This is a genomic window from Myxococcus sp. MH1 (assembly GCF_059738865.1).
Map to the genome: position 1 here is coordinate 9,094,818 of NZ_AP026947.1, position 12,253 is coordinate 9,107,070.

Annotated in this window: 10 protein-coding genes; 6 read left to right on the plus strand and 4 right to left on the minus strand. The window is 72.4% G+C overall.

Features of this window, described 5'->3' with window-relative positions; all coding sequences use genetic code 11:
• Positions 1–41: 41 nt before the first annotated feature.
• Both AC6JA9_RS35900 and AC6JA9_RS35905 read left to right on the plus strand, forming a co-directional pair.
• Positions 42–2,147 (plus strand): chloride channel protein, encoded by a 2,106-nt coding sequence (locus AC6JA9_RS35900; protein WP_497958495.1) that lies wholly within the window; start codon positions 42–44, stop codon positions 2,145–2,147.
• A gap of 107 nt (positions 2,148–2,254) precedes the next feature.
• Positions 2,255–2,764 (plus strand): GNAT family N-acetyltransferase, encoded by a 510-nt coding sequence (locus AC6JA9_RS35905; protein WP_046716146.1) that lies wholly within the window; start codon positions 2,255–2,257, stop codon positions 2,762–2,764.
• Positions 2,765–2,774: 10 nt separating this feature from the next.
• Here the strand turns inward: AC6JA9_RS35905 and AC6JA9_RS35910 are convergent, their stop codons facing one another.
• Positions 2,775–3,320: a peroxiredoxin gene (locus tag AC6JA9_RS35910; protein WP_141325287.1), complete on the minus strand. Its 546-nt coding sequence runs from the start codon at positions 3,318–3,320 to the stop codon at positions 2,775–2,777.
• A gap of 50 nt (positions 3,321–3,370) precedes the next feature.
• Complete coding sequence (locus AC6JA9_RS35915) at positions 3,371–4,654, minus strand: amidohydrolase family protein (RefSeq protein WP_223782898.1); 1,284 nt, start codon at positions 4,652–4,654, stop codon at positions 3,371–3,373.
• 780 nt (positions 4,655–5,434) lie between these two features.
• Here AC6JA9_RS35915 and AC6JA9_RS35920 point away from each other — a divergent pair.
• The 3 genes from AC6JA9_RS35920 to AC6JA9_RS35930 are packed head-to-tail and all read left to right on the plus strand — an operon-like array spanning position 5,435 to position 9,422.
• Positions 5,435–7,624, plus strand: a complete 2,190-nt coding sequence (locus AC6JA9_RS35920; RefSeq protein WP_267699500.1) for a serine/threonine-protein kinase — start codon at positions 5,435–5,437, stop codon at positions 7,622–7,624.
• Between the two features lie 10 nt (positions 7,625–7,634).
• Positions 7,635–8,654: an extracellular catalytic domain type 1 short-chain-length polyhydroxyalkanoate depolymerase gene (locus AC6JA9_RS35925; protein ID WP_223747183.1), complete on the plus strand. Its 1,020-nt coding sequence runs from the start codon at positions 7,635–7,637 to the stop codon at positions 8,652–8,654.
• 18 nt (positions 8,655–8,672) lie between these two features.
• Entirely contained in the window at positions 8,673–9,422 is a 750-nt protein-coding gene (locus AC6JA9_RS35930) for a carbohydrate deacetylase (protein ID WP_223747182.1), read from the plus strand.
• 99 nt (positions 9,423–9,521) lie between these two features.
• On the opposite strand, the gene AC6JA9_RS35935 is transcribed toward AC6JA9_RS35930, so the two are convergent.
• Positions 9,522–11,441, minus strand: coding sequence for an ATP-binding response regulator (locus AC6JA9_RS35935; protein WP_223747181.1), 1,920 nt, complete (start codon positions 11,439–11,441; stop codon positions 9,522–9,524).
• 196 nt (positions 11,442–11,637) lie between these two features.
• Here AC6JA9_RS35935 and queF point away from each other — a divergent pair, with 196 nt between their 5' ends.
• On the plus strand, positions 11,638–12,000 hold the full coding sequence (gene queF, locus AC6JA9_RS35940; RefSeq protein WP_141325292.1) for a preQ(1) synthase: 363 nt from the start codon (positions 11,638–11,640) through the stop codon (positions 11,998–12,000).
• Between the two features lie 56 nt (positions 12,001–12,056).
• Here queF and AC6JA9_RS35945 read toward each other — a convergent pair whose 3' ends face one another.
• Positions 12,057–12,251, minus strand: a complete 195-nt coding sequence (locus AC6JA9_RS35945) for a hypothetical protein (RefSeq protein ID WP_141325293.1) — start codon at positions 12,249–12,251, stop codon at positions 12,057–12,059.
• Between the last annotated feature and the right edge of the window lie 2 nt (positions 12,252–12,253).

The window sequence follows — 12,253 nt, forward strand, 5'->3', positions numbered from 1 at the left end:
GTTGAAGCATCCGCGTTCGCGATGGGTTAGTGGGAGGACCAATGAATGCCGATGAACCTCCGCCCGGGACGTCCTCCCAGCGCGCGTTGTGGGCGCGGGCGCGAGCACACCTGAGCCGTCTGATACACGCGACCTTGCAGGCCTCCAACCGCCTGCGCCTGCCCGGCCCCTCGGTGCTGCCGGTGGCGGGCGCGGTGGTGGGCCTCTACAGCGGACTGGCCGCTGGAATCTTCGCCAACCTCATCGGCCTGGTGACGGGCCTGACGTTCGGCACGGCCGAGCTGGCGCACACGCTGCGCCGCAGCCAGCTCTTGACGCTGTGGGAGGCGTTCGCCTCCGCGCGGTGGCATCCGGAGTACGCCATCGTCGGAGCGCCGCTGGCGCTGGGCGGGCTGCTGCTCGCGCGGGTCATCGAGCCGGGGGGCCCTCGCGACGAGGTGAAGCGACGGCTGCGGCTGCTCGCCCTGCTGACGTTGGGCGCGCTGTCGCTCTACTACCCGCTGGTGGCGCTGGCCGCGCTCAACAGCGTCTTCGGCCACTCGCACTCGCTGGCGGACGCGATTCCGCACCTGCCCTGGTGGCTGATGCTGCTGGCGCCCACGCTGGGCGGCATGGCGGTGGGACGGCTGCTGCGCGACAGGCCGGAGACACATGGCCACGGCGTGCCGGAGGTGGTGCGCGCGGTGAAGAGCGGCGCCAACGTGGTGCCGGCGGACCGGGGCCTCTTGAAGCTGGTGGCGTCCGCCATCACCATCGGCTCGGGTGGCTCGGCCGGACGCGAGGGGCCCATCGTGTACGGCGGCGCGGCGTTCGCCTCCAGCGTGGGGCGCGTCCTGGGCTTCAGCCGGCGGGAGCTGTCCATCCTGCTGGCCTGCGGCGCGGGCGCGGGCATCTCCGCGTCCTTCAACGCGCCCATCGCCGGCGCGGTGTTCGCGATGGAGATCATCCTCCGCGAGTTCGAGCTGCGCGTCTTCTCGCCCATCATCCTGGCCAGCGTGGCGGGCACCCTGGTGAGCCAGGGCGTGCTGGGCGAGGCGCCCATGCTGCGGCAGGTGCCGTACGAGCTGGTGAGCGGCTCGGAGGTGCTGGCGTACGCGGCGCTGGGCATCGGCTGTGGCCTGTTGGCCTTCGCCTTCGTGCGGCTCCTGCACGGGGTGGAGCACTTCTTCCATGGACGGATGCCGGGCACCCTGTCGCCGTGGCTGGGCAGCAAGTCGCTGCCGTTCCGCGCGGGCCTGGGCGGGCTGTGCGCGGGCGTGCTCGCGTTCATCAGCCCCACGGTGTGGGGCAGCGGGCACGACTACATCAACCTGGCGGCGGTGGGGAAGCTGCCCTTCTTCTTCCTCGTGACGGCGTGCCTGCTCAAGCTCGTGGCCACCGCGGTCACCATCGGCTCGGGCGGCTCGGGCGGCACCTTCTTCCCGGCGGCCGTCATCGGCGCCATGGCGGGCGGGGCCTTCGGCACGCTGGTGCACTACTTCTTCCCGGCCAGCACCGGCCCCAGCGGGGCGTACGCGCTGGTGGGCATGGGCGGCGCGGTGGCGGCGCTCAACCGCGGCCCGCTCACCGGGATGATGATGCTGTACGAGCTGAGCGGGAACCACGACATCATCCTCCCGCTGATGGTGACGTGCACCATCGCCTCCGCGCTGTGCCACTACCTCATCGAGCGCAAGGCGGCGAAGGTCCTGAGCGACGCGGACCTCTTGGAGAGCACCCACGTGCAGACGCTGATGGAGCACGTGGCCCCCGTGCCCGCGGGGCTGCCGGTGCGTCCGCTGGCGGACCTGCTGCTCACGTCCGAGACGGGCGCGCTGCCGGTGTTGGACACGGCGGGCGAGGTGTACGGCATCGTCCAGGTGGAGCAGCTGCGCGAGGTGTGGCGCGACGAGTCCGTCTACCCGCTGCTGGTGGCCAGTGACTTGTCGCGCAAGCTGCCGGTGCTCACGCCGGAGACGGACCTGGCGCAAGCGCTGCAGCTGATGGACCAGGAGGACGTGGACGCGCTGCCCGTCGCGGCGCCCACGGGCATCGCCACCCGGGGGCTGCTCACCCGCGCGGCGGTGCGTCGCTTCCTCTTCGCCCAGCACGCCCGGCACCACGCGCGCGGTGACGCGCCCGTCGGCGCGTCCGAAGTCACGCACTGACGCTGACCCCGAGCCGGGGGTCAGTGTCACCCCACGAAAGAGCCCGCGTGGCGAGGGTGGTCGCCACGCGGGGGATGGGACATGCTGCGCCCCTCCCGGAGGCGTCCTTGGAGCTACGCCGCGCGACCCCAGCCGAGCATCCGCTGCTGCGCAACCTGTACCCGCTCTATCTGCACGACTTGAGCGAGTTCGGGGTCGGCTACCGCCTGGACGAGCAGGGCCACTGGGCACCCAACTACCTGCCGACGTGGCTGGCGCCGTCGTCGGAGGTCCACCCGCTGCTCCTGCGCTGGGAGGGCCGCACGGTGGGCTTCGCATTCGTGGCCCAGGCGCCCTTCCCGTACATGACGCCGGGGCGCGACTTCCGGATGAGCGAGTTCTTCATCCTGCGCGGCGAGCGGGGCTACGGCCTGGGCCGGCGCGCCGCCGTCGCCGTGTTCGAGCGCTTCCGCGGGCTGTGGGAGGTGTCCCAGCTGCCCGCCAACCACGCGGCCACGTCCTTCTGGCGCAAGGTCATCCGCGAGTACACGCAGGGGCGGTTCGAGGACACCTTCGTGGACGACTCGCCCGCGCAGATGTTCGACAACCGCGAGCTGCCGCCGCGCTCCGGACGCTGAAGCGCGGGCGCTACGGCCTGGGCTTCGCCTCGGGCGCCGGCGTGGCGGGAGCGGGCTCCTTCGCGGCGGGCTGGGCCTGGGAGCAGGAGGTGATGGCGCCCGACGGGTCGATGGCGTCGCCGCCCGCGTCCACCTTGAGCACCTTGCGCCCCTCGCCCACGACGAAGGTGTAGCGCTTGGACACCGTCACCAGGGGCATCTTCACGTCGTAGGACTCGACGACCTTGCCCTCCGGGTCGGGGATGAAGGGGAACGGCGCCGCGAGCTCCGCCTTGAAGCGCTTGAGCGTCTCCGCGTCGTCCGTGCTGAAGGCGAGCACGCGCCCCTGCAGCTTCTCGATTTCGGCGTGCCGGGCGGTGAAGGCCTTGAGCTGCTTGGTGCACCCGCCCGTGAAGGCCTTGGGGAAGAAGGCGACGATGACGGGGCCCTGCTTCACCATCTCCGACAGGATGTAGACCTTGCCGTCGGTGTCCTTCACCGTGAAGTCCGGGGCGGTGTCCCCCACGGCGGGGATGGCGGCGCTGAGCAGTCCTGCGAGCAGTACGGGAGCGAGCATGCCTCGGATAAGAGCGGACCCGTCACTCCCGGGCAAGCGACCCCGAGGGCCTACGTCGTCTCACCCATCCGGGCCCACACCGCCGCCGCGGCCTCGCGCGCCTGCTCCGCCACCACCGAGGGGTTCACCGACAAGGGCCGGCGCGCCCACATGCGCCACACCCCGTCCACCATCACCGCCTCCACGTGGCGGCTGCCCAGGCCGAACACCACGTGCCACGCCAGGTTCTCCGCCGTCAGCGGCGTGGCGGGCAGGTAGTCGAGCACCAGCAGGTCCGCGAGCGCGCCCTCGCGCATGGAGCCCATGGGCACGCCGAAGTGCGCGGACGCCAGCCGGTGGCCGTTGGCCAGGTAGCGCAGCACGTCGATGACCTGCCCCGCCTCGCGCGAGCGCAGGTACGCCGCCTGGGCCTCCGCGAAGAGGTCCGCGGACACGCCATCCGCGCCCAGCGTGGCGCGCGCGCCGAACTTCAGCGCCGGCGCGTAGCCCACCTCCAGGCCCTGGTTGGCGCGCGGCGTGTGCACCATCCACGCGCCCGTCGCAATCACCTGCGCCAGGTCCGCCCACGCCAGGTGCCCCACGTGCGCCAGCTGGCTGCGCGGCGACAACAGCCCCGCGGCCAGGAGCCGGGGCACCGGCGAGTCACCGTGTCGCTCGTTGGACAGTCGCTCGTCGAGCGGGTCCTCGGCCAGGGGGAGGTGCAGGCCGGTGTTGGCGGTCTTCACAGCCTCGGTCAGTCCCTGGAGCGCGTCGGGGCCCAGCGTGAAGCAGGGGCCCGCGCCCACCTGTCCGCGGAAGCGACCCTGCGCCTTCTGCGCGAAGCCCACCGTCTCCTCCAGGCCCTCCTCGCGGCCCACCGCGCCGTTGCGGTCCGACACGGCGTAGGCCAGCACGCCGCGCACACCGACCTCGTGGAGTCCGCGCGCCAGGCGCACCAGCGAGCCGGAGACCGCGCTCGGGGAGGAGTGGAGGTTGACCACCGTGGTGGTGCCGCACTGGAGCGCCTCCAGGCCGCCCGCGCAGGCGGCGACCTGGACGGCGTCCAGGTCCAGCGCGTCCTCGTAGGGCCAGAGCACCTTCTCCAGGCTGTCCTGGTACGTCTCCATCGCCTTGCGCGGCATGCCCCGTCCGAGCACGGCGTGCAGCCGGTGGTGCGCGCTCACCAGGCCCGGGAAGACGAGCTTGCCGGAGAGGGCCACCACCTCGTCGTCCGGCTGGGACGCCAGGTCCGGCCCTCGCGCGACGATGCGCTCGCCCTCGATGCGCAGGTCCACGCGCTCCACCACCGCGGGCTCCAACTCGACGACGTAACCACCCTTGAGGACGGTTCCCAACATCCCTCCGAACGAAGAACGAAGCGCGGCAGCGGGCCCGGACGTTAGCACTCTCACTCCCTCATCGCGCGAGCGAGCAGATGGGGCGCCCACACCCCGCGTAAGGCACACCGCACCACCCGCGACGTCGGACGTGGTGGCCCTCATTGATCTCGGGGTCCGTCACACCCCGGCGCACACCTCGAGGTGGGAGCGGAGATGAAGGCGCATCGCACGAACACACCAGGGCACATGGTTCGCGCCGCCGGGCATCGCGCCCTCCAGGCTTGGTCGAGCTTCGTCCTGACGAGACGGGGCCCCTGTCGAGCGTCGCATCGCCCACCTCGTTCGAGCCTCACCCACCCATCGGCGCTCCGGTGGCGAGCCCCCAAGTGATGAGCGCTTCTCGGCGGGGCATGCCTCTCCGACGAGGTGGGCCCCCGCGGAGCGCCTCCTCCGACAGCGAGCTCCGCCCAGGCCCTGCGGGCCAGCCTCGCCCGGAAGAACGAGCGCTCCCATGCGACGAGGCGGGGCCCTGGACTGGCACGTGTCGGCAGATCGCCGCCCAGGCGCCCACGAGGCCCGAGCCCAGGTCTCCGACGGACACCGTGCCGACGCGCACGAACGTCGTGGAGAGGACGTGTCCCGCGCGGCCCTCGCCACGTGGAAACCCCGTGCTCCCACGCAGGCCGTGAGGACGGGAGCGCCGGGCGAGCGGGCCCGGACGAGACCGAGCGGGCATGCCCCCTCGAACTTCTGAGGGGGCACGAAGACAGGCTCTCCACATAGACTGGCGCCATCTTGGAGTCGGGTCCGAACACCTATTGGGTCGGTCGCTACCGTCTGTCCGCGCGCATCGCGACGGGCGGCATGGCGGAGGTCTACCTGGGGCGGCGCTTCGAGGATGACGGGCAGCGCGGGCCCGCCGTCGCGGTGAAGCGGCTGATGCCCCACCTCGCCTCGGACCGGCGCGTGGTGCAGATGTTCCTCAACGAGGCGCGCATCACCGCGCAGGTGCGCCACCCCAACGTCGTCGCCATCCTCGAATTGGGCATGGAGGGCACCGAGCCCTTCATCGCGATGGAGCTGCTCGAGGGACGCTCGTTCGCGGAGCTGCGCCAGGAGGCCGCCGAGCGCGGCCAGCGCGTCCCCCTGGGCATCACCCTGCGCGTGCTCGTGGAGGCCTGCCGCGGCCTGGACGCCGCGCACCGGGCCGTGGACGAGGCGGGCCGGCCCCTGCGCATCGTCCACCGCGACTTCACGCCGGACAACATCCACGTCGGCGTCAACGGCGCGGTGAAGGTCATCGACTTCGGCATCGCCAAGGCGGACGCGCTCGGCGCGGGCACCGAGCCCGGCGTGCTCAAGGGCAAGTTCTTCTACATGTCGCCGGAGATGATTTCCGGCAAGCCCGTGGACCACCGCGCGGACCTCTTCGCCGCGGGCGTCATGTTGTACGAGCAGCTGTGTGGCCGCAGGCCCTTCACCGGCATGACGGCCGAGGAGGTCCTGGGCCGCATCGCCGAGGGCCGCGTCCGTCCGCCCACCGGCTTCGACCCGTCCGTCCCCGGCGCGCTGGAGCTGGTGTGCCTCACCGCGCTCCAGAGGGACCCGGCCGCGCGGTTCGACAGCCTCGAGTCCTTCATCGACGCCATCGAGGCCATCGGCGGCCCCGCCGAGGTCGCCTCCGCGGAGGAGGTCGCCGCCTACGTCGACACCCTCTTCCCGCCGGAGAAGGACCCCAAGCGCCAGGCCCTCCGACGCGCGCGCATGGCGGACCCGTCCCACGGAGGCACGCCTCCGGGCCCGCGCCGCTACGAGCCCCACGTGGCCCCCCACGCCGCCATGACGGTGCCCACCGGCTGGCCCGTGCTGCCGGACGTGGGCGCCACGGTCCACGACGAGACCTTCCCCGAGCCCGCGCGCACGGCGACCGTCGAGCCCGTCGCTCCGCAGGTCGTGAAGCCCGCGCGCGTCCCCTCTCCGACGGACTCGACGCCGCCCACGCGCGGCACGCCTTCCGGCATCGGCGAGGGCGGACCCTCGCGCCGTGGGGGCTCGCGCGTGGCGGCCATCCTGGCCGGGGCGCTCGGGCTGGCGGCGCTCGGGGGCGGAGGTGTCTGGTACCTGAAGCGCGCAGAGGCGGCGCCCCAGGAGCGGCTGGCGAAGGCGACGGCCGCGGACACGGCGGCCGAGAAGAAGGCGCTGCTCTCCGGGCTGGGCACCGACGTGCGCGCCACGGCAGAGGAGCTGGCCCAGGCGGGCGCGCTGCTCGTCGACGCGGGGGCCTTCCCCGAGGTGGCCGAGCTGGCGGAGTCCTTCACCACGCGCTTCCCCAAGGAGCTGGAGGCGCACCTGCTCGCGGCCCGCGCGGCGACGGAGCTCAACCGCGGCAAGCGGGCCGAGCGCGCGTTGGATGAGGCGCTCGCGCTGGCGCCCAAGGATTTGCGCCCCGCGCTGATGCTGGCGGACCTGCGCGAGCGACAGGGCGACCTGCCGGGCGCGGTGGCGGCGCTGGCGAAGGCGTACGTGCTGAAGCCGGGCTCGCCGAAGGTGGCGCCCCGCTTCGGGCGGATGCTGTCGCAGAGCGGACGGCTGGACGAGGCGGCCTCGGTGCTGTCGGCCTGGACCCGCGAGCGGGACGACGCGGTCAGCCTGGCGGAGCTGGGCTTCGTGCGCTTCCGGCAGGAGCGCGTGGACGAGGCCGCGGCGCTGCTCAGGCGCGCGCTGCGCAAGGACGGCCGGCTGGCCGTGGCGCACTACTACCTGGGGGCCGTCCTCTTCCGACAGGGCGACAGCGCGGGGGCCGAGCGCGCCTATCGGGAGGCGGACAAGCTGGCGCCGGAGGACCCTCGGGCCCTGGCCGCACGTTGTCAGCTCCACGCTCACGGTGGCAACGCGGTGGCGGTGGCCGAGGTGAAGCGTACGCTGGAGGAACGATTCCCCGACCGCGCGACGCGGCTCGCGGCGGAGTGCCAGGCGGGGAATTAGCTTCCCCTCCATGCACCGCGGCCCCTTCCTGGCACTGCTCTTCCTGACGGCTCCCGGCTGTTCCTCGTCCCCCGACACCTTGCCGGAGCCCCAGGCGCCGCCGGACGCGGGCACGCCCATGCCGGAGCCCCAGGTGCCGGACCGCGCAGCCTGCCAGGGACTGTCCGCGGGCCCCGGTACCCACGACTGGACAGTGACCCACGACGGACGGGAGCGCGCCTATCGGGTGCACGTGCCCCCGGGTTACGACGCCACCCGCCCCACGCCCACCGTGGTCGCCTTCCACGGCTATGGCTCCCACCCGGAGCAGCTGGAGCGGCAGACGGGGCTGTCCACGCTCGCCGACACCGAGGGCTTCCTCGTCGTGTACCCGCGCGGGCTCAGCGCCCAGGAGCTCAACGGCGGCCCGCCGCCTCCGCCGCAGGACAACACCCGGGGTTGGAACGGGGGCGCGTGCTGCGGCTCGTCCCAGCTATCCCAGGTGGACGACGTGGGCTTCGTGGACGCGATGATGGCGGACCTGGACACGCACGTGTGCGTGGACCCCCGGCGCACGTTCGCCACGGGTTTCTCCAACGGGGGCTTCTTCTCGTACCGGCTGGCCTGTGAGCGCGCGGGACGCTTCGCCGCCGTCGCCCCCGTGTCCGGCATGGCGCCCTCGAGCGGGTGCGCGCCGTCCCGGCCCGTGCCGGTGCTGCACATCCACGGCACGGAGGACACCGTCATCCTCTACGAGGGGGGCAGCAACATCCCCTTCGGTCGCCCCTACCCCTCCGCGCGGGACTCGGTGCGCGGCCAGGCGGAGCGCAACGGCTGCGGTGGGCCGGAGCAGCAGACGTATCAGCGGGGCAACAGCACCTGCGTGGCGTTCACCGGATGTGCTCCGGAGAGCGCCACCGCGTCGCTGTGCACCGTGCAGGGTGGAAACCACACGTGGCCCGGCAGCCCCGTCAGCTCGGGCAACCCCACACGCGACCTGGACGCCTCGCTCGAGGCCTGGCGCTTCTTCCAGGGCCGGCCGCGCCCCTGACGCACAGGAGACTTCTTCGTGAGCACACGCACGCTCGTCATCAACGCCGACGACCTGGGGCACGACCCCGCCATCACCCGAGGCATCCTCAAGGCCATGCGAGAGGGGGTCGTCTCCTCGGCCTCCCTCATGGTGAACACGCCCTACTCCGAGGCCGCGGCCCAGGAGTCGGGGGGCCTGTCACTGGGGCTGCACCTGGACCTGGCCCGGGGCCAGCCCGTGTGGAGCGAGTTCCCCCGCGAGTCGCTGGGCGCCCAGGGGCAGTTCACCGAGGGCCGCGCCGCCGGGCTGTCCGCGGAGGTGGTGGAGGCGGAGACCCGCGCCCAGTTGGAGCGCTTCACCCAGCTCACCGGACGCGCGCCGAAGCACATCGACGTGCACCGGCACCTGCACCTGCACGCCAATGTGCTGGAGGGCGTGGCCAAGGCCGCCAGGGACGCGAAGGTGCCGGTGCGCGCGCTCGACTCCATCATGCGCCACGCGCTGAAGAAGCTGGGCGTGCCCACGAACACGCACTTCGTCGGGGACACGAGCGATGACCCGTACTGGACGCTGGAGCGGCTGGAGGCGGAGCTGGTGGCGCTGCCCTCCGAGGGCGTCATCGAGCTGATGTGCCACCCGGGCTACCGCCCCGAGAAGGTGAAGAGCAGCTACGCCGCGCAGCGCGAGGTGGAGCTGGCCACGTTCGTGGACCCCAAGGCGAAGGAGGCCCTGTCGCGGCTTGGGCTCACGCCGGTGGACTTCGGCGTGCTCGCTCCCGCGAACTGAGGCCTTGCGGGGGCGGCCCCCTCGCCACTCGAGCGCTGGGGCCGCGAGATAGAGCTCCGGCGCGCGGGTGCCGCGAGGCCACGCGGCCCCTCAGCGGGCTCAGGCCCGGGTCAGCAGGCCCACCTGGGCCACTTCCTCGACGACGTGGGGCGCGGTCGCCGTCCTGCGCCGCTCCTGCGTCAGCACGTTGCGCACGCGCGCCACCAGCTCATCGGCGACGTACGGACGCGTGCACAGGGACGTCTCCTCCTGCGCCCACCACGGCCGGGCATCCCCGGCCAGCAGAATCGGCACCGGACGCGCGCGCGGCAGCGTGGCGAACGTCTCCAGGAACACCCCCGCCTGGCCATGCGTCGCGGAGGTGGACAGCACGATGAGGTCCACCGGCAGGTGCGTGGCCCGCCGGAGCGCCTCCGCCCCGTCCCTCGCCGTGAGCACCTCGAAGCCCTCCGCGCACAGCACGCGCTCGGCCATCGCCTCCTGCGCCGAGTCCTCGTCCAGGAGCAGCACCCGCCGGGGCAACATCTTCACCTCGTGCGCCGGCATGCGCGGCAGGCTCACGGTGAAGGTGCTCCCATGCCCCTCGGCGCTCGCCAGCGTCAGCGCGCCCCCGTGCAGCCTCGCGATGGAGTGGCTGATGAACAGCCCCAGCCCCAGGCCCCCGAAGTTGCGGTGCGACACGTTGCGCGCCCGGTAGAAGCGCTGGAACACCTGCGACTGGTCCGCGCCCGGAATCCCGATGCCGTGGTCCTGCACGTGGATGCGCGACTCGCTCGCCAGCTTCTCCACCCGCACCACAATCGGCTCCCCGGGCGGGCTGTACTTGTGCGCGTTCTCCAGCAGGTTCACCAACACCTGCTCCAGCCTGTCCCTGTCGCCTCGCACCCACACCCGCTCGCGAGGCACCTCCACGGCGAACGGGCGCTCGAAGGCCGCGCGGAAGTGGTCCACCACCTCCGCCACCAGCTGCCCCAGCTCCAGCGGGGCCAAATCCAGGGCCAGCCGACCCGCGTCCAGCCTCGACGCGTCCAGCAGGTCGTCCACCAGGCCCACCAGCCGCTCGACCTGGCGCTTGGACTTCAGCACCGTGGACAGCTCCAACGGCTGCCCCAGCGTGAGCCTTCGCTCCATCGTGTACAGGCCCAGCTTCAGCGGCGTGAGCGGCGTCTTCAGCTCGTGGCTCGCGATGGACATGAACTCCTCGCGCACCTGGAGCGCCGCCTTCGCCTCCCTCAGGAGCCGCGCGTTCTCCACCGCCACCGCGAGCTGGTTGGCCGCCGCCGTCCACAGCTCCAGCTCCCTCGCGGAGAAGGACGTGCCCTGCTCCTTGTAGAGCAGCAGGAGCCCCACCGTCCGCCGGGGCGCGCACAGCGGCACCGCCGCGAAGATGGAGCCCAAGGAGTCCCCATACCCGCGCTGGATGCCCAGCTGCGCCTGGCGCAGGGTCAGCGCCTGGTGGAACGGGTCCTCCGACGGGTCGAACGAGTCCTCCGGCGACTCCGTCCCCGCCAGGTCCGACACCGCCGAGCGGCGCAGCTCCGTGCCGTCCTCCTCGCAGAGGTACACCTCCGCGCGGCGCACCTGGGCACACCTCACCAGCGCCACCACCGCGGCCGCGCAGACGCTGTCCACCTCCAGCGACTCGCCCACGGCGCGGGCAATCTCGCGCACCGCCAGCGAGAAGGCCCCGTCGTCATCCACGCCGGAGGGCTCCACCACCAGCCAGGCGCCGGGCACCTCCTCCTCGCGGCCCGGCTTCACCTGCACGCGCACCTGGTGCAGCTCGCGGGTGATGACATGGCCGGTGTGGGCGCGGCCCTCGCGCACGGCCAGCTCGATGGCCTCCAGGCTCCGGCCCTGCTCCAGCGCGGACAGGAGGCTGTGGCCGGGACTCAGCGCCAGGCCCGTCTTGCGGGCGAAGCTCGCCTCACACCACTGGACGCACAGGTCGGGACCGACGCGCACCAGGGCCTGGGGGAGACACGAGAAGGCTTCTTCGACGTCAGGGGGAAGCGTCATGTGCTCGGGAAGGTGGCGGGGGCCTTCCCGGGATTATGAACCCCGCGGCGAAGGCGCAACCGAGGGCCCCCCCGCTTTCCCCGTTGGTGGACGGGTGCCGCGTTGAGGGCTCGACAGAACCCCCGGCGGGCCTCCCGAAAGGCCCCACTCCACGTCGTGGATGACACGTAGCGATGGTGTGCTAGACGACAGCGCCATGCCTTCGCAGCCGACCAAGGACCTTCAGACCTTCCCCAACCCGGCGCCCGAGCGCGACTACGAAATCGCGTTCGACGTCCCGGAGTTCACCTGCCTCTGCCCGCTCACGGGGCAGCCGGACTTCGCCCGGTTCAAGATCACGTACGTCCCCGACCAGAGCTGCATCGAGCTCAAGAGCCTGAAGCTCTACATGTGGGCGTACCGCAACGAGGGGGCCTTCCACGAGAAGGTCACCAACACCATCGCCGAGGACATCATCAAGGCCATCCAGCCGCGCAAGCTGACGGTGGTCGGTGACTGGTTCGTGCGCGGTGGCATCGGCACCATCGTCACCGTCACGCACGAGAAGAAGAAGGCGTAAGCACCCGGCGGGGTGGACGGTCGCCCCGAGGCGCCGTCCCTCCGGACGCGTGGGGCCTACTCCACCTTGTCGAAGATGGCGTCGGCCTTCTTGTTGAGGTCCGTCTCCACGCGATCAGCGGCCTTGTGCACGTTCTCCAGGCGCCGCGCGGCGGCGGCCTCGGGGTCCGTCCGTGCGGGCCGCTGCAGGACGTACCACGCGGCGGCGACGAGGACTCCAAAGCCCAGCACGAAGGTGACGATGCGTCCCATGA

Excerpts from the sequence above, each read along its gene's own strand:
- AC6JA9_RS35910 (WP_141325287.1), bottom strand. The coding sequence starts at position 3,320 with ATGCTCGCTCCCGTACTGCTCGCAGGACTGCTCAGCGCCGCCATCCCC.
- AC6JA9_RS35900 (WP_497958495.1), top strand. The coding sequence starts at position 42 with ATGAATGCCGATGAACCTCCGCCCGGGACGTCCTCCCAGCGCGCGTTG.
- AC6JA9_RS35945 (WP_141325293.1), bottom strand. The coding sequence starts at position 12,251 with ATGGGACGCATCGTCACCTTCGTGCTGGGCTTTGGAGTCCTCGTCGCC.
- AC6JA9_RS35935 (WP_223747181.1), bottom strand. The coding sequence starts at position 11,441 with ATGACGCTTCCCCCTGACGTCGAAGAAGCCTTCTCGTGTCTCCCCCAG.
- AC6JA9_RS35925 (WP_223747183.1), top strand. The coding sequence starts at position 7,635 with ATGCACCGCGGCCCCTTCCTGGCACTGCTCTTCCTGACGGCTCCCGGC.
- queF (WP_141325292.1), top strand. The coding sequence starts at position 11,638 with ATGCCTTCGCAGCCGACCAAGGACCTTCAGACCTTCCCCAACCCGGCG.